Raw genomic sequence first — 17,613 nt, forward strand, 5'->3', positions numbered from 1 at the left:
ATATATTATGACTAGATTAGTTAGAAGTAAGGTTTATCATATTAATATTCATAAAATAAAAAATGACATATTGTGATTAGAAAGCCTATATTTGTTTTAGAGGGAATTAAAATAACAACTTTTTGTATTATTAGTGCAGCAGTTTTTACTTTTCTAGGGTTAGACCATCATTCTTTATTAATATTATTTAATATGTCTGTTATGTTTACAGTTGCTACATTTTCACCTAGTAAAAAACCATTGTCACTACTTATTGAAGGAGCTGGAGTTATAATAGTTTCAACATTGGTTGGAGGAATAATAAGCTTTTACCTACCAGAGCTATCTGGTTTAATTACTATTTGTTATGGCACTTTAGCCTTCTTAATTCCTAGATTTAAAAATCAGTCTAATATATTTATTATTGGCGCATTAGTGTTTTCTATTTCTGTAGCATTCCCTTTTGATTTATATAAAGCTTCTATACTTGCTCTATGCTCTATCATATTAATTATTATATTTTTACTAACTTATTGGATATTTGATAAACACATTATTTATAGATCAAGAACTTACTATAAAAAAGTATATAACTCACAACGATATACTTTGTCATTAATATGCTTTAGCTCACTTGTAATAGCAACATTTATAACTTCTTACCTAAAACATTTTAATGAAGTAGGGCATTTGTATTGGATTAATATTACAATTTTAGCTATATTGCAAAGCTCTTCAGAAGGTATGATACGTAAAACTGCAATAACTAGAATAGTTGTTAATGCTATAGGTGCTTTTATTATTATTTTCTTAATGTCTTTTATAATGCCTGACATTTTTTGGATTAATTTCATATTTTTATCTTTACTTTTATTTGGAATATTTGCAATAGGGTATTCTTTCTCGACTAGGACTCTTTTAATTGAAATGTTTGTGTTATCACTTACGCACTTATTGGGTCAATATCACCATATATTATCTATAGATAGAATTTTATTAACTATGATAGGTGGAAGCTTAGTTATAATTACAGGATTTATTGTTACTAGGTTTACAAAGAATAATGATAAAGAAACGATAGAGCATCAAACTTTCTCAGTTTAAATCTTTTCACTCTCACTCATAGCTTTTTGAATACCTACAAATACTACATTAAATATAACTGGTCCTAAAAATATTCCAATAATTCCAAAAGCCTCTATACCCCCCATGATTCCTAGTAAAGATGCTACAAAGCTGAGCTTCATTTCTTTATTAATAATCTTAGGTGAAATAACATTATCTGTAATCATATTTAGAGTAAAACCTATCACTAGAAGTATTATAGCTTTTGTTAATCCAAATAATACAAATACACCGATGCTTAAGAAAACATAAACTATTGTCACCATGAAAGGTATCATAGCTCCTAAAGCTGTAATAAAAGCAAATAATATAGGACTTGGAATTCCTAAAGCAAAATAAACTATACCCATAATAATACCAGTTAATGAGGCTGTAGTTAAAACAGCTAAACTAACTCTTCTTGTTGTATTAACAGTAGTTTTTAAAAACTTATTCCCATCTTCAAAATCTTTTAAAACAACTTTATCAAAGAATTTTTCTAGAGCCGTACTACTTACTAAAAACTGATATACCAACAGTAGGGTAATAATAAAATTAGTTGCCAAACTTATTCCTGTTGATCCAACATATTTAACAGTTGGTAGAAGGGTGTCTAAGTGTGAGGCTATTTTAGCTTTATCTTTCTGAACAGAAGTAACAAATTTATGTAACTGATCTTTAGCATAATCGCCTATATAAGGAATTTTACTTAAATGCTCTTCTAAGCTATTAAAAAATTGAGATAATGACTCTATATTTTTCACATAAATAATAGCTTCACTTATTGCATAAGAAACTATTAGGAATAATGGAATAAATACACATAAAAGTATAGCCATAACTAGTAGAAAACTACTTTTTCCTTTTCCTATATGTTTTTCAAGCTTTTGTTGAATGGGAAAAAGCATTATTGCTAATAGTCCAGCAAATAAAAATGCATAGACAAATGGATATAAAATCCAAACAGCTAAAGAACCTACGGCAAGAATAATACCTAACTTTTTAATAGTGGAATAATCCATTTTTAAAATATATATTTTTTTATTAGTTTAAGGATATCAGTGTCTATTTAATTATTAAACCGTTTACACAGGTAGGGATATGTCTTTTACTATAGTAGAGAGGCTTATAACTACCACTTTTCTATATTACCCATAGCATCTAAAAATTTTCCAGAATCTTCAGATTTAAGTCTGTCTATAAGAGTTGCCATATTAGATATGCTATCATCTATTTCTAATGTTGCTTTCTCTCCACCCATTTGAGTTTTAACCCAACCAGGACGTAGGCTAATAGTAATAATCTCTGGGCACTCTGATGCAAATGTTTTCGTAAGCATATTCAAAGCAGCTTTAGATATACGATATGAATAACCAAATCCAGCTTTTGTTTGTTCAATAGATCCAGCTTGACTAGCCATATTTATAACTTTTGGATTTAAAGATTTTTGAAGACTTTCCTTAAAATAATGAATTAAATAAAAAGCTCCTAAGCAGTTAACTTTAAAAGCTTCTTCAATCCAATTTGGATCTGTTTTTGAGATACTAATTTTTTCATGATGTTCAGGATAAACTCCAGCATTATTTATTAGTATATCCAAAGTTATATCTTTATATTTATCATATAGCTTTTGTTGCTCGAGAGGATCAGAAACATCTAAACTTTCTATGAATAAGTTATTTTCATAATTGGATTTAAGTTTTTGTAAGTTATCAGCCTGTTTAGTATTTCTACAAGTAGCTATTACGTTATATCCCTTTCTTAAATAGTATTCAACAAATCCTAATCCTATACCTCTATTTGACCCTGTAACTAAAATATTTTTTTCTTTCTTATCCATCAGTATATCTTTTTCTTATATTTATAACGCAGCAACTATATCAGATGACAATACAAATATTAAATAAAATTGAAAACCAGCTAAAAGTGTCCTACAGTATTTTATATACATTTTTAAAAGGCTAAAAATGAGTAATTATAATTATGATAATTTTTCATCAGATAAATATAACTTTGAAATATCACAAGGCCTAAAAGTAGGAGATACAGCTATAGATGTAAAACTAGAGACTACTGATGGAGAGTATAGAAACCTTCTTGATTTTAATGGAGAATATTTAGTTCTCGAAATGGGAAGTATCACATGCCCATTATTTCAGGGAAGAAGGGACTCTATGTCAAAGATAGCTAATGATTTTAAAAATATATCTTTTGCAGTCTTGTATGTTAGAGAAGCACATCCTGGTTCAAATATCAAAAGCCATGAAAGTTATAATGATAAGAAAAAATGTGCTATTGAGCTTAGAAGTTCTGAAAAAGAACAAAGAATAATCTTTATAGATAATATAGAAGGCGATGCACATAAAATATATGGAAGTATGCCTAATGCTGTATTTATTCTTAATAAGAAAAGAGAAATTGTTTTTAAATTAGACTGGAATAATCCTATTTTAGTTAGGAAAGCTATAAAAGCTTTAATGAATAATAAAGAAATAAGCACAGAAGATTTCTTCTATCCAGTAAAGCCTACCGTCGTTAAAAGAGTATTAAAAAAAGCAGGTAAAGGCTCTGCGAAAGATTTTTTCTCAAGTTTACCTATTTTAATTTGGAAAAATTTAATTAAGAGAAATCTACGATCACTATTTCGTAGAAAGTAATTTTTATTACCAACCAGTAACTTCTTTAAGCTTTTTACCAATTTCAGCAGGTGATCTAGTATAAGCGATACCAGCAGCTTCAAAAGCAGCAAATTTTTCTTCAGCTGTACCTTTACCACCAGAGATAATAGCACCAGCATGACCCATACGCTTTCCTGGAGGAGCTGTAACACCAGCGATATAACCGATAACTGGCTTAGTAACATTGTGCTTGATATATTCAGCAGCTTCTTCTTCAGCAGTACCACCGATTTCACCAATTAGAATAATAGCTTCTGTTTGAGGATCATTTTGAAGAAGTTCTAAAGCTTCAATTTGATTCATACCAGGGATTGGATCTCCACCTATACCGATACAAGTAGATTGGCCAAAACCAAGCTTAGTTGTTTGAGCAACTGCTTCATAAGTTAAAGTACCAGAACGAGATATGATACCAACTTTACCAGGTTGGTGAATATGACCAGGCATAATACCAATCTTACATTGACCTGGAGTTATAACACCAGGGCAGTTTGGTCCAACAACTCTTACATCTTTACCTTTTAAGTATTCTTTAACTACTAGCATGTCTAGAGTTGGAACACCTTCAGTGATAATAACAACTAGCTTAACACCAGAGTCAATTGCTTCAATTGCAGAATCTTTTACAAATGGAGCTGGTACATATATAACAGATGCATCAGCACCAGTAGCTTTTACAGCTTCTTCCATTGTGTTAAAAACTGGTCTATCTAAATGTGTAGTACCACCTTTACCAGGAGTTACACCACCAACAACATTTGTTCCATAAGCAATAGCTTGCTCTGAATGGAAAGTACCATTTTTACCAGTAAAACCTTGTACTAAAACTTTTGTGTTTTTATCAATTAATACGCTCATTATTCAATATTCCTTTTAATTTTTTAATTTATTAAGCTAATGATTTTACAACTTTGTCAGCTGCATCAGCCAAACCATCAGCAGGAATTAATTTCAAGCCAGATTCAGATAGTATTTTAGAACCTAATTCAGCATTGTTTCCTTCTAAACGAACAACAACTGGTACAGTTACATTTACTTCTTTAACAGCTTCAATAATTGCTTCTGCAATCATGTCACAACGAACAATACCACCAAAAATATTAATCAAAACCGCTTTTACATTTTCATCATCTAAAATTAGTTTGAATGCTTCTATTACTCTAGCTTTAGTAGCACCACCACCAACATCTAGGAAGTTTGCAGGTTTTCCACCATAAAGCTGAATGATATCCATAGTAGCCATTGCAAGACCAGCACCATTTACCATACAACCAATATTGCCTTCAAGAGCAACATAGTTTAGCTCATGTTCAGAAGCTTTAAGCTCTTTAGCATTCTCTTGAGACTTGTCTCTTAAAGCTAATAATTTAGGATGTCTATAAAGAGCATTTGAATCAAGATTGATTTTTCCATCAACACAAACGATATCACCATTTTCTCTAACAGCAAGAGGGTTGATTTCAAATAAAGCAAAGTCACATTCTATAAATGCTTTATATGCACCTAACATAGTTTTTGTGAAGTCATTTATTTGTTTACCTTCCAAACCAAGTTTAAAAGCAACTTCACGTGCTTGGAATGGTTGAAGACCAACTAAAGGATCTACTTCTACTTTTAAAATCTTCTCAGGAGTATTATGTGCAACTTCTTCAATATCTACACCACCTTCAGATGAAGCCATGAATGTTACTTTACGGCTAGATCTATCAACAACTGCTCCTAAGTATAATTCACGAGAAACAGGATAAACATCTTCAAAAACACCTACTGAATTTACAGGTTGACCATCAGCATCTGTTTGGAATGTAACTAAATTTGTGCCAATAAGCTTCTCAGCAACTTCACGTGCTTCTTGAGATGATTTTACAACTTTAACACCACCAGCTTTACCACGTCCACCAGCATGCACTTGAGCTTTAACAACTGCAAATTTTCCGCCTATTTGGTCAAATGCTTGTGCAGCTTCGTTAGGATTATGAGCTACAATACCTTTTTGAACTTTTAGACCATAACTTTCTAAAAGATCCTTAGCTTGATATTCATGTAAATTCATTGATTTTCTTCCTTATTTGATCGTTTAACGAAAATTTTAATTTAAACAGTTAAGATAATAGCGTATTTGTTATAGTTTTTCTAATATAAATTAGCGGTTTTAGGTCGGTAGTTTTTGTTTATATATTTTTTATAAATGTTACTGTATGATTTAGAAGAGTAAATTTAATACTAGTAAAGGTTATTAATTATGATGAAAAAAATATATAACAAATTAATGTCAACTATCTTTAGTCAGACAACTCCTGCTCAATTGCTCTTAGTTTCTATATTGGGTTTTGTGTTTGGATTTATTCCTGGCTTTAGCTATGCACCACTATTATTTATTCTCACTATATTCTTAGTGTTGATCTTAAGAGTAAATATCGGAATATTTATAATAATTGCGCTAATAGCTAAGGCACTATCTTTTATGATAGAAGGACTTAGCTTTGGTGTAGGTACATTTTTAATAGATGGTTTTGCTCAACCATTATTTAAGAAAATAGTAAATACTCCTGTTTTAGCATATGCAGGATTTGACTATTATCTTGTGACTGGTGCTTTTGTCGTATCAATAATTTTAGGTGTTGTAGTAGGATTAATTCTTGCAAAAATTTATAAAGGCTTTGTTTCTAAAATGGCAAAGCTACAAGCAGAGAATGGATTGTATACTAAAATCACAAGTAAATTAAGTACTAAAATAGCTTCAAAAATACTTTTAGGAAAAAATATTTCTAAAGTAGACTGGCAAAAAATGGCAAAGAAAAGATTTTTGCAACCATTTAGAATTTTGGGAGTTACACTAGTAGCTATTATAGTTGCTTTAATATATATGTCCCCAAAACTATTAGAGACAACATTAGTTTCTAATATAATTAAACAACAGCTTTCTAAAGCTAATGGAGCAACTGTTGACTATAAATCAATAAACTTAGATTTTAGTGAGGCAAAATTAGAAATAGCTGGATTAGGTGCTGCAAACCCTAGTGATCTACATGAAGATAGATTCTATGCTGAATCTGTAAGTGCTAGCTTAAATATGACTGGAATTTTAACAAAACACCTAGTGTTAGATAACGTTAAATTAGATGGAGTTAAATTAAATAAAGAAAGAAGCTCGAAAGGTGAACTTTATGGTGAAAAAACTCAAGCTATAAATCCAGCTGTTGATGAGAATATCAATAATGTTAAAACAATATCAGGTGATGTGAATAAGTTACAACAGCTTAATTTAGATAATTATCTTAATAATGCAAAAACAGCAAGTAAAGTTGCAAAAGGTATAAAACAAGGTGCTGAAGTTTTAAGTAACTTTAAACCTTCACCAAAAACAACTGCTAAAGAACAACAAAATGTAGCAAAAGAAGAAGCTAAAACTTATGGATATGCTAACGTTAGAGCTGAAAGCTTAGAAACTAAAAAGCCGATGCTTACTATTTTAAATACATATATCAATAATTATGAAGATTTTGGTAATATCTTTAATGTTTATTTGGGGAATATATCAACTAACCCTACACTTCTAGGTGAGCCAACTACTATTAAAATTAATACTGCGAAGAATGATGACATAAATGCAAATGTTACAATTTCTAACAAAGCAGATACGGCTAATAATGTAGAGTTTAAATTCAAAAATCTTGGAAATAATCTTGTTAAAGGTTTAGATATTCAAAATTTAAAATTAAATGCTAAAAATGCAAGCATTAGTGGAAAAGGTAGTTGGAATTTTGAATCAGGTAAAAATATAAGCTTTAACATTCCTTTAGTTGTAAATTTAGATGGAGTAACTGCTGACTTTAATGGATTTGATCAAAAATTACAAAATTTACAATTAAATGCTTTGTTATCTGGAGATTTAAACAACACTAATTTTAGTATTGATAAGTCATCTATAGACAATATTTTAAAATCAGTAAATGTTCAAGATGTTGCTAATAATATTATTGAAAAAACTGGAGCTGATGAAAAAACTAAGCAACTTATAAAAAATACAAAAATAAATGGTAAATCTATATCAGAAATGAATGCTAATGATGCGCAACATTTATTAAATACTCAAGTAAATGGTAAGGCGGTAAAAGATTTAAATGCTAATGATGTTAAAAATATAGCATCTGGCTTTGGAATAAATATTTAACTAATTTTCTTTCTTAGTGTAAAATTCTCTCTTTAAGCTAAAATAATTTTTATTTAAGGTTTTTTCAATGATTGAATATAATCTTAATGTTATGGGTACATTTTTTGCAGCAGCTATAGTTTTAGGTGTTGGGAGAATTGTATATAATCACGTATATTTCTTAAGGAAATTTTTCATTCCTATTCCTGTAATAGGCGGGATTATTATATCAATTATTCTTAGCATATTAGAATCAAATCATATAATTAGATTTATAACAGATGGAGATGTCCAGCGCTTATTGATGGTTACATTCTTTGCAACAGTTGGATTTTCTTCAAGCCTTAAACTTCTCATACGAGGTGGAAAGCTTCTTTTTGTATTTGTTTTATGTACAGCTGTATTAGTTATATTGCAGAATATCTTAAGTATCTCTATCGCGATAGGATTTAACTTAAGCCCTCTTTTTGGTCTGGCTAACGGTTCTATACCTCTAGTAGGGGGACATGGAACATCAGCAGCATTCTCTGGAGTGCTTGAGCAGTTTGGCTTAGAACATGCAGCAACAATCACTACTGCGGCTGCAACCTTTGGTCTAGTGTGTGGGGGCTTGCTTGGAGGACCTATTGGCCACTTTATTATGAAAAGACATAATCTAAAGCCCAGAGTTTCAGAAGCAGAGCTTAACTCTATGAAAATAGAAACTGATGAAGATTCTAAATTACCTATTTCAGAGCATGGATTATTTAGGGCTATCATTCTTTTAACAGTAGTAATAACTTTAGGCGAGTTAGTGACATATGTTTTTAGATATATAGGACTTATCATGCCGGACTATATAGGTGCTATGCTTATAGCTGCGGTAGCTAGGAATATTTCTGATTTTTCTAAAAAATTGACTATTGAGCATAATGAGATACTAACTATTGGTAATATTTCACTTAGCTTATTTTTAGCAATAGTCTTAATGAATATACATTTTCAAGCTCTTATTAATATGGCTTTATCTATGTGTGTAATTCTTTTTGCACAAGTAATTCTTATGGCACTATTTTCATATTACATAACATTCAAAGCATTAGGTAAGGATTATGATGCTGCAGTTTTAGCAATAGGGCAGTGTGGTTTTGGGTTGGGGGCAACTCCTACAGCAATGGCAAATATGAAGGCTTTTACTTCTAAAAACTTCCCATCACCTGTAGCATTTTTTGTCACGCCATTAGTAGGTTCTTTATTTATTGATTTTTTTAATGCTGCAACTATTACAACATTCTTAAATTTCTTTAAATAGTAGAGTTAGCCTAATCTAATTAAAATTTGAGTAAAAAGCTGTTCTGATTTATACATGTAGTTTGAGGTTTTTACGTATTTTTTTTCTTCTTCTCTAATCCACTCAGGCAAAAGTCCTTGTTCATATGCTTCTAAAATTGATGGATGTAGGTAACTTTCTTTACAAATGTTTGGAGTATTCCCTAGTTCCTTAGCTGCATATTCTATAGCTTGTTTAAGTAGTTTACCTTCATTCTCTTTTTCATTTTGACGTATGTAATCAATAAAAGAAACATTGGCCCACCATGTTCTATAGTCTTTAGCACTAATATAGCTTCTAGCAACTCTTCTTAAGTAACGATTAATATTTGTAGATGTTATGTTAGTGAGCACATTTGTATTGCTATAGTAGCTAAATAGAAACTGTCCTTCCAAACCCTGACACTCTTGTAAAACTTCTGCTAACCTAGCATCTGTAAATCTTATTTTATGATCAACCTTACTCTTACCTTTGAAATGTAAATATATAGATATATCATCTATATCTACATTTTTTTTACTAAGTGTAGTAAGTCCTCGGCTTTTATTTTTTATTTGATATTGGATATTTCCAACTCTTATATGAGATTTATCTAATAATCTTATTGATGCTGCAATTACCTTTTTTTTACAAAGTCTTTTTCGTTTGAGATCATAATCTACTCTAGACCTAATGCGAGGCAAAACTTGAGAGAAAAGTAATAAATGTTCATATTTAAGAGCATGCTGTAATGCTACCCACTTGGGATGATAAATATACTGTTTTCGTCCTTGTTCATCATAGCCAGTAGCTTGAATATGACCGTTAGATTTTTTACATACCCAAACGTTTTCCCAAGCTGGCGGGATAGTGAGATCTTTTATTTTATTTTTTATTGAATCACTAGTTATCAGCTTCTTTTTTTCACAATAAAAAGCAAAGCCACTTCCCTTACGTACTCGTTTATAACCTGATTTAAACTTTTCAATGTATTCTAGATTTGCTTTCTTAGCTATCCTTTTATTATAGCGACTCATTTTCTACTCAAGGTTATTAAAAACTTTTAATGCATTAATAAATGTATCAACGTTAGCATCTTTTTTAGTAGCATTTTCACTTAAGTGTCTTCTAAATAGTTTAGCATTTGGTAAGCCGTTAAAAAGGTTTAGGGTATGCTTAGTCATATTATTTAACTTTACAGATGAATCATTACGCATTTGATCTTCAATATATTCTATAAATTGTTCAGCTACCTTGTATGGAGTTAACTCATTTTTTTTATCGTTATAGAAAACTTCATCAACACCTTTAAAAATCATTGGGTTATGATAAGCTTCTCTTCCAATCATTACACTATCAATATGCTTTAAATGATTGTTTATATCACCTAATGTTTTTATCCCACCATTAATTCCAATTTGGCTATTAGGGAAATCTCTTTTTACATTATAAACAATATCATAATTTAGTTCTGGAATAGTTCTATTTTCTTTAGGAGATAAACCGCTTAACCAACCTTTACGAGCATGAATACAAATATAGTCAATATCAGCCTCAATTTGCATTTGTAGAAAATTACATAACTCTGAATAACTATCATTGTTATCATAGCCAATGCGACATTTTATAGATATTGGAATATCTAAGTTGTCTTTCATTGCTTTTACACAATCAGCTACTGTTTCTGGTTCAGCCATTAAAGATAAACCAAAATTTCCTTTTTGTACTCTTTCGCTAGGGCAGCCTACATTTATATTTATTTCATCATACCCTAAGTCTTGAGCCAATTTGCCACAAGTGACAAAATCTTTCGCTACACAGCCACCTAATTGTAAAGTTACTGGATGTTCTATGTCAGAGTATTTTAGTAAGATATCTTTATTTCCATGCAAAATGGCATTTAGTGTGACCATCTCTGTATAAAGCATGGTTTTTTTAGTAATTAGTCGCATCATATAGCGATAATGCCTATCTGTCCAATCTAGCATAGGCGCGATACAAATTTTACGAGAAAAATTAGAGTTGATCATCATTGATGCCCATTCTTGAAATGATGCCATCTATTTGGTTTGTATATTTTCTAGTAGTGTCTGAATATCTTGCATATTGGGGGTGAGATCTATCATTCATCCAATTTGCCAAATCCCAATTATATGTTGTTGTAAAGCAAAGCTTTCCAAACTCTGTTAAGTTAAATTCTCCCTGAGTTTGCAAACAACCAGTTAAAAAAACATCCGCATATGATTGAAGTATAGGGAAATCTTTAGTAGGAAATTCAGCATCACTGAAACTTTTGACATACATCCAGTAATCTCCTTTAGGTAAACTTTTAATGCCTAAAGGAAGAATATCTTTTCTTGGTACTTTAACTCTACAGTATGAAGCTTCTCTTAAATCTGTAGCCTGTATATCTTCAGCTGATGACGGATAATAAATAGCATTCATTAAATAACCATCATTAGGAATAGCCAATAAATAAGTAGCGTTAGATTTAGTTCCTCTTGATGCCCATACTCTTTCAAAATTACTTACTAAAATTGGAGCAGCAAACTTAGCATCTGGAACTGTTATCATCCTTGAATCTTTATTCATTAAACTTCCATAACCGATAACATAATTATCTCTAGAGCTTTTGACTGCAGGTCTACAGTTTCGAGTTGTTTCAGGAGTTTTTGTTGTTTCATTAAATGCTACATCATTCTCAACTGCTATTTTCACTTCTTTCTTCTCACTTTCTTTACCTGCAAAAAAAGCCCCTGCAATTAAAGAGATAAAAAGTATTATGAATAATAACTTATGAGACTGTTTCAAAACCTAACCTTTAACACCATTAACCTATAAAATTACTACATTCTAGCATTTTAGATTAATTTTAATAAGGTCTTAAAATGACTTTTTATCATATCTAAAACAATTTGGTTTTATTTATGTTATAATTTCGCTAATTGTTTTTAGTTTATTCTTAAATAAGTTGGAGTTTCTTAATGTCTGAAAATAAAGCTTACGACTCGTCTAGTATTAAAGTATTAAAAGGGCTTGATGCCGTAAGAAAAAGACCAGGAATGTATATTGGTGATACAGATGATGGAAGCGGTCTTCACCATATGGTTTTTGAAGTTGTTGATAATGCAATCGATGAAGCATTGGCTGGTCATTGTGATGACATAAAAGTAATTATAAATACGGATGGTTCTGTTTCTGTAAGTGATAATGGTAGAGGGATACCAACAGACATTCATAAAGAAGAGGGAAGATCTGCTGCTGAAGTTATTATGACTGTATTGCATGCGGGCGGTAAGTTTGATGATAACTCATATAAAGTATCTGGCGGTTTACATGGTGTAGGCGTTTCTGTAGTAAATGCCCTATCAGAATGGCTTTCTTTAGATATTTGTCGTAACGGATATAGATATTATCAAGAATATGTACACGGAGTGCCTCAGTATCCTCTAAAACAAATGGAAGCCACTGACAAAACTGGTTCAACAATTAGATTCAAACCTAGTAAGGAAACATTCTCTTTTGTAGATTTTGATTATGACATCTTAATGAAAAGAATTAGAGAGTTATCTTTTTTAAACTCGGGTGTAAAAATAGAATTAATTGATAAGGTAAATGATAGATCAGAAATTTTTAAATATGATGGTGGAATAATTGCTTTTGTCAAGTATCTAAATAAAAGTAAGAAGCCACTTCATGAAAATGTTGTTGCAGTTGGTGGCGAAAAAGATAATATTCAAGTTGAACTAGCTTTACAATGGAATGACTCTTATAAGGAATCGATTTTTTGTTTTACCAACAATATACCTCAAAGAGATGGTGGTACTCACTTATCTGGGCTTAAAGCAGCAGTAACAAGAACTATGAACACTTATATTGAAGCTGAAGGCTTTAATAAAAAACTAAAAGTTACTATAACAGGTGAAGATACTCGAGAAGGCTTGGCTGCTGTATTATCTGTGAAAGTTCCTGATCCTAAATTTTCATCTCAAACAAAAGATAAGTTAGTATCTTCTGATGTTAAATCTGCAGTAGAGTCTTTGGTGAATGAAAAGCTTGGAGAGTTTTTACAAGAAAATCCTAAAGAAGCTAAAATAATCTGTGAAAAAATCTTAGATTCTGCAAAAGCTAGAGAAGCAGCACGTAAAGCTCGCGATATGACTCGTCGTAAAGGTGCTTTAGATATAGCTGGATTGCCTGGGAAACTTGCAGATTGCCAAGAAAAGGATCCAGCTTTTTCAGAATTGTATTTAGTTGAGGGAGATTCTGCGGGAGGCTCTGCCAAGCAAGCAAGGGATAGAAAAACACAAGCCATACTTCCTCTTAAAGGTAAAATATTAAACGTTGAAAAAGCTCGTTTTGATAAGATGCTTGCTTCACAAGAGGTTGGTACCTTGATAAAAGCTCTCGGATGTGGAATAGGCGCTGAAGATTATGATCCTGAAAAGACTAGATATCATAAAATAATATTGATGACGGATGCTGATGTCGATGGTTCTCATATTCGCACATTGCTTCTGACTTTTTTTTATAGACAAATGCCTGAGTTGGTAGAAAGAGGATATTTATATATAGCTCAACCCCCTTTGTTTAAAATAAAAAGAGGTAAACAAGAAACATATCTTAAAGATGAAGATGCATTGGCTATATATTTAGGAAATATTGGTTTAGAAGGAACTTTAATAGTTGCTGGCGAAACTACTATTTCAGGCGTTGCTTTATCTAATTATTATAACTTATATCAACAATATGAAAAAGTTATAAAAAAATATGCAAAAATTTATCCTGAGAAGCTTTTAAGAACATTTGCGTACAGTAGTAGATATACAGACGAAAATGCTTATGAATGGTGGCAAAATATAGTAGATAAATGTAATGAAAAAGCTTTAGCATATGAAAAGTTTAAATTCATAAAACAAACATATACTGATGATAATGAACAACAACATTTAGCCTATGGCATAAATCATTATCAAAACGGTCATAATACAGACTATATTGTTAAGCATGGGTTCTTCTCTACGAAAGATTATGAAAGTCTAGTTACTTATGGAGAGGTGATCGCAGATATCTCTTTTAAAGGTGCGCATGTGGAGAAGGGCGCTCGTAAGGAATATATTGATGATTTTGAATCCGCCATTGATTGGGTGCTGAAGGAAGCTAAAAAGGGACAGGATGTTCAAAGATATAAAGGTCTTGGTGAAATGAACCCTGAACAGCTTTGGGAGACTACAATGGATCCAGAGAATAGAGTTCTACTGCAAGTATCTGTATCAGATGCTGTAGAGGCTGATGCCTTATTTACAACTTTGATGGGAGATGAAGTAGAGCCAAGAAGAGACTTTATAGAATCTAATGCTCTAAATGTTGTAAACCTTGACGTATAATACTTAATTCTCCTTATTTCTGACATTTTGTACAGAAATAAGTATTTCTTTGACCTATAACTTCACTTTTAATCTCACTTTTACAAATGTAACAAGGTTGTTTAGCTCTACCATAAACATTTAATTTTTGAGAAAAATAACCAGGCTTGCCTTCTGTATTTTTATAATCTTTTAGAGTGGTTCCACCTTGCTCTATCGCTATTTTTAATATTTCTTTTATAGCGTGGACTAGTTTGGTTATTTCTTTTTTTGATAAAGTCTTAGATATTCTTGTTGGTAAAATATTGCTTTTAAATAAAGCCTCTGAGGCATATATGTTGCCTACACCAACTACAGTGCTATTATCCATAATAGCTTGTTTTATCTTTTTAGAACTATTTTTAAGTTTACGCGCTAAATATTCACTATTAAAATCTTCAGTTAATGGTTCAACGCCGTGGTTGACTAAGACTTTATGATTTAAAGGAGCTTTATTATTATTAATTAACCAATATCCAAATCTTCTCGTATCATTATATATCAAAATCTCTTCTTCAAATTCTATTAATATGTGATCATGTTTTTTAAAGCTATAGTTTTTTTTACTTTCTATTTTTATAACTCCAGACATTCCTAAATGCACTATTAGTTGTAAATCATCGTTTAAGAAGATAATTAAATGCTTTCCTCTGCGTTGAATTTCTCTAACTTTTAAATTAACAATCTCTGAAAACTTATCTTTATCAATAGCGTATCTTAGTTTATCTATATTTATTTTAATCGAAGATATTTTTTTATTTATAATATGACTTATTAGTCCATTTTTAACAGTCTCTACTTCTGGTAATTCTGGCATAAGTATTGAATTTATAAAAAATTAAGTTGTTATATGATAACATAATATCTTGTGGTTATAGTTAGGTATAAATAGGAGAACCAATGTTTTTTAATTCGCTTAAATCATCGATACATAAAGCTTTGAACCAAACTTATCTTTATCAATATAATGAGAATCTAAATTTAGATAGTTTAAAAAACGGTTCTATTTTAATATCTAATGATACGTCTATCATATCTATACTAGCTATAAAAGAAATTAAGAAAAATCTTAAAATTACTGTATTAGGAAGGATAAGTCCTAAAGTTAAAAGTTTAAGAAAAAAACTGATTGCTAATGGAATTAACTATACAGATCATGTTTCTTTTTGGAAAAAAGACAGCCTACTTTTAATAAATATTGAAGATATATCTCATGTTGAGCATAGCGAAAGTAGATACTTAATGTTTATTTGTGGTCCTGAGATGCCTAGCTTTTCAGATAGAAAAAATTTAAGAAAACAAATATTCTTCGACATAGAAAAATTAAATAGTCTAAAGACAGTTAAAGAAGAATTAGATGATCTATCTATTAAAACTTGGGATAAATACTTAGCTTGTTTAAAGCCACTTAATGAAATTTGGTTTAGGCAAATGTTAAATGCTGGTAAAAACAGAGTTATAACTGACACGTTGGGGACAACTCTTGATGGTAATAAATTTACTATAGCATCAATCCTTATGTCTCAAAAGTTAGAAAAATTGACAAAAGGTGAAGCTAATGTTGGTATTTGTTTACCTACTAGTAGTGGAGGATATTTAGCATTACTTTCTTTATTGATGAAAGCAAAGGGAATAGTAAATTTAAACTACACAGCTTCACCAGATGCACTTAGACATGCAATTAGTAATGCTGAAATAGAAACTATTATTACATCAAGAGCTTTTGTTGAAAAGCTAGCTAATAAAGGTTTTTTTGTTGAAGAAATATTCTCGACATGCAAGATTATTTATTTAGAGGATATTAAGGCATCAATCAAGAAAGCTGAAGCAATCAAGGTTCTTCTTGAAACTAAGCTTTTACCTGTAGATGTATTAGTCAAGAAACATGTTAAAGCAGCAAAGCTTGATGATTTGGCATTTATAATATTTAGCAGTGGAAGTGAAGGTGTTCCTAAAGGAATTGTTATAAAACATAAAAATGTTTTAGCTAATGTCTATCAAAGCACTTTAGTTATTGAATGTAGAGAGGGTGATTCAGTTGCTGGTATTTTACCAATATTTCATGGATTTGGTTTGACAATATCTTTAGTTTCTCTACTTCAAGGCGGTTTTATTGCTTGCCATCCAGATCCTACTGATGCTAAAGGTGTTGCTAACTTAATCAAAAAATATAAATCAACAGTGCTTTGTGCAACGCCTACTTTTTTAAGAATTTACACAAAAAATAAATCAGTTGTAAAAGAAGACTTGGCGAGTTTAAGGCTTATTATTACTGGCGCTGAAAAATTATCAACAGAAGTTAGAACTATGTTTGAAGCTAAATTTGATAAAGTAATTAATGAAGGTTATGGTACTACTGAACTTTCACCTGTGGCTGCAGTAAATAGGCCTCGAAAAGAAAAAAATAAAATAGGAACTGTAGGGCATACTGTTCCAGGTGGGCAGTTCAAAATAATTAACCCAGACACTCATGAGGAATTACCTTTAGGTGAAGAAGGTATGATCATATATAGAGGTGTCAACAAAATGGATTATTATCTTAATGATAAGTCTAAAACTGATGAGGTTATGATTGAAAAATATGGTTATACTTGGTATATAACCGGAGATAAGGGAAAAATAGATGGTGAGGGCTACCTTACTGTTGTAGACAGATATTCAAGATTTGCCAAAGTTGCTGGTGAAATGGTTAGTTTAGGCCTGTTAGAACAAAAAATATATGATGCATTAAGAGAAAAAGGTCATGATTCTCATGAAATAGATTTTGAAATACTTGCGGTAGCTACTAATGATGCAAAGAGGGGAGAAATTATAAATTTATTATATACATTAGATATAGATGAAGCTGAATTAAAAGATATTGTTAGACATTCTGGTATAGAAAATCTTTATAAACCAACAAACTATTTTAAAGTTGATTCAATACCTAAGTTAGGTTCTGGTAAGACAGATTTTTCAAAAGCTAAAAAATTAGCTAATGAATTAGTTCATGGAGAGTAATTAGAT

14 protein-coding genes are annotated in these 17,613 nt (G+C 30.8%); 6 read left to right on the top strand and 8 right to left on the bottom strand.

The genetic code is table 11. The features are described from left to right. Nucleotides 1–72 precede the first annotated feature (72 nt). Nucleotides 73–1,083 (top strand): FUSC family protein, encoded by a 1,011-nt coding sequence (locus tag DNK87_RS01715; RefSeq protein WP_119330499.1) that lies wholly within the window; start codon nucleotides 73–75, stop codon nucleotides 1,081–1,083. Here DNK87_RS01715 and DNK87_RS01720 read toward each other — a convergent pair. Together DNK87_RS01720 and DNK87_RS01725 are read right to left on the bottom strand one after the other, a co-directional pair. Next, nucleotides 1,080–2,120: an AI-2E family transporter gene (locus DNK87_RS01720; protein WP_211360943.1), complete on the bottom strand. Its 1,041-nt coding sequence runs from the start codon at nucleotides 2,118–2,120 to the stop codon at nucleotides 1,080–1,082. The genes DNK87_RS01715 and DNK87_RS01720 overlap by 4 nt on opposite strands. 95 nt (nucleotides 2,121–2,215) lie before the next feature. After that, a complete protein-coding gene (locus tag DNK87_RS01725) occupies nucleotides 2,216–2,923 on the bottom strand; it encodes an SDR family oxidoreductase (protein ID WP_119330497.1) in 708 nt (235 codons plus the stop codon). A 127-nt stretch (nucleotides 2,924–3,050) separates the two neighbouring features. Between DNK87_RS01725 and DNK87_RS01730 the strand changes: the two genes are divergently transcribed. After that, nucleotides 3,051–3,740 (top strand): deiodinase-like protein, encoded by a 690-nt coding sequence (locus tag DNK87_RS01730; protein ID WP_119330496.1) that lies wholly within the window; start codon nucleotides 3,051–3,053, stop codon nucleotides 3,738–3,740. A 6-nt stretch (nucleotides 3,741–3,746) separates the two neighbouring features. On the opposite strand, the gene sucD is transcribed toward DNK87_RS01730, so the two are convergent. Both sucD and sucC read right to left on the bottom strand, forming a co-directional pair. After that, complete coding sequence (gene sucD / locus DNK87_RS01735) at nucleotides 3,747–4,619, bottom strand: succinate--CoA ligase subunit alpha (RefSeq protein WP_119330495.1); 873 nt, start codon at nucleotides 4,617–4,619, stop codon at nucleotides 3,747–3,749. Between the two features lie 31 nt (nucleotides 4,620–4,650). Then, nucleotides 4,651–5,814, bottom strand: coding sequence for an ADP-forming succinate--CoA ligase subunit beta (gene sucC, locus DNK87_RS01740; RefSeq protein ID WP_071664064.1), 1,164 nt, complete (start codon nucleotides 5,812–5,814; stop codon nucleotides 4,651–4,653). 189 nt (nucleotides 5,815–6,003) lie between these two features. Between sucC and DNK87_RS01745 the strand changes: the two genes are divergently transcribed. Together DNK87_RS01745 and gltS are read left to right on the top strand one after the other, a co-directional pair. Further along, a complete protein-coding gene (locus DNK87_RS01745) occupies nucleotides 6,004–7,935 on the top strand; it encodes a TIGR03546 family protein (protein WP_119330494.1) in 1,932 nt (643 codons plus the stop codon). A 67-nt stretch (nucleotides 7,936–8,002) separates the two neighbouring features. Beyond that, nucleotides 8,003–9,205: a sodium/glutamate symporter gene (gene gltS / locus DNK87_RS01750; protein WP_119330493.1), complete on the top strand. Its 1,203-nt coding sequence runs from the start codon at nucleotides 8,003–8,005 to the stop codon at nucleotides 9,203–9,205. A gap of 5 nt (nucleotides 9,206–9,210) precedes the next feature. Here the strand turns inward: gltS and DNK87_RS01755 are convergent, their stop codons facing one another. The 3 genes from DNK87_RS01755 to chaC are packed head-to-tail and all read right to left on the bottom strand — an operon-like array spanning nucleotide 9,211 to nucleotide 12,013. Beyond that, nucleotides 9,211–10,239 carry a DNA topoisomerase IB gene (locus DNK87_RS01755; protein WP_119330492.1) on the bottom strand — a complete coding sequence of 343 codons (1,029 nt, stop codon included), beginning with the start codon at nucleotides 10,237–10,239 and terminating at the stop codon, nucleotides 9,211–9,213. 3 nt (nucleotides 10,240–10,242) lie between these two features. Then, nucleotides 10,243–11,262, bottom strand: a complete 1,020-nt coding sequence (gene dusA, locus DNK87_RS01760; RefSeq protein WP_377654303.1) for a tRNA dihydrouridine(20/20a) synthase DusA — start codon at nucleotides 11,260–11,262, stop codon at nucleotides 10,243–10,245. Further along, entirely contained in the window at nucleotides 11,219–12,013 is a 795-nt protein-coding gene (gene chaC, locus DNK87_RS01765; protein ID WP_119330490.1) for a gamma-glutamylcyclotransferase ChaC, read from the bottom strand. The genes dusA and chaC overlap by 44 nt, the downstream gene beginning before the upstream one ends. A 173-nt stretch (nucleotides 12,014–12,186) precedes the next feature. On the opposite strand from chaC, the gene gyrB reads away from it, so the two are divergent. Then, a complete protein-coding gene (gyrB, locus tag DNK87_RS01770; RefSeq protein WP_119330489.1) occupies nucleotides 12,187–14,589 on the top strand; it encodes a DNA topoisomerase (ATP-hydrolyzing) subunit B in 2,403 nt (800 codons plus the stop codon). Nucleotides 14,590–14,602: 13 nt separating this feature from the next. Here the strand turns inward: gyrB and mutM are convergent, their stop codons facing one another. Next, the gene (gene mutM, locus DNK87_RS01775) at nucleotides 14,603–15,424 is read right to left on the bottom strand and encodes a bifunctional DNA-formamidopyrimidine glycosylase/DNA-(apurinic or apyrimidinic site) lyase (protein ID WP_119330488.1); all 822 of its coding nucleotides are present in this window, start codon (nucleotides 15,422–15,424) and stop codon (nucleotides 14,603–14,605) included. A gap of 83 nt (nucleotides 15,425–15,507) precedes the next feature. Between mutM and migR the strand changes: the two genes are divergently transcribed. Continuing rightward, a complete protein-coding gene (gene migR / locus DNK87_RS01780) occupies nucleotides 15,508–17,607 on the top strand; it encodes an iglABCD operon regulator MigR (protein ID WP_119330487.1) in 2,100 nt (699 codons plus the stop codon). Nucleotides 17,608–17,613: the final 6 nt, after the last annotated feature.

It is taken from the genome of Pseudofrancisella aestuarii (assembly GCF_003574475.2).
In the GTDB taxonomy this organism is placed as follows: domain Bacteria; phylum Pseudomonadota; class Gammaproteobacteria; order Francisellales; family Francisellaceae; genus Francisella; species Francisella aestuarii.

Coding starts and splice junctions, on each gene's coding strand:
- DNK87_RS01725 (WP_119330497.1), bottom strand. CDS start 2,923: ATGGATAAGAAAGAAAAAAATATTTTAGTTACAGGGTCAAATAGAGGT.
- DNK87_RS01730 (WP_119330496.1), top strand. CDS start 3,051: ATGAGTAATTATAATTATGATAATTTTTCATCAGATAAATATAACTTT.
- sucD (WP_119330495.1), bottom strand. CDS start 4,619: ATGAGCGTATTAATTGATAAAAACACAAAAGTTTTAGTACAAGGTTTT.
- sucC (WP_071664064.1), bottom strand. CDS start 5,814: ATGAATTTACATGAATATCAAGCTAAGGATCTTTTAGAAAGTTATGGT.
- DNK87_RS01745 (WP_119330494.1), top strand. CDS start 6,004: ATGATGAAAAAAATATATAACAAATTAATGTCAACTATCTTTAGTCAG.
- gltS (WP_119330493.1), top strand. CDS start 8,003: ATGATTGAATATAATCTTAATGTTATGGGTACATTTTTTGCAGCAGCT.
- DNK87_RS01755 (WP_119330492.1), bottom strand. CDS start 10,239: ATGAGTCGCTATAATAAAAGGATAGCTAAGAAAGCAAATCTAGAATAC.
- dusA (WP_377654303.1), bottom strand. CDS start 11,262: ATGGCATCATTTCAAGAATGGGCATCAATGATGATCAACTCTAATTTT.
- gyrB (WP_119330489.1), top strand. CDS start 12,187: ATGTCTGAAAATAAAGCTTACGACTCGTCTAGTATTAAAGTATTAAAA.
- mutM (WP_119330488.1), bottom strand. CDS start 15,424: ATGCCAGAATTACCAGAAGTAGAGACTGTTAAAAATGGACTAATAAGT.
- migR (WP_119330487.1), top strand. CDS start 15,508: ATGTTTTTTAATTCGCTTAAATCATCGATACATAAAGCTTTGAACCAA.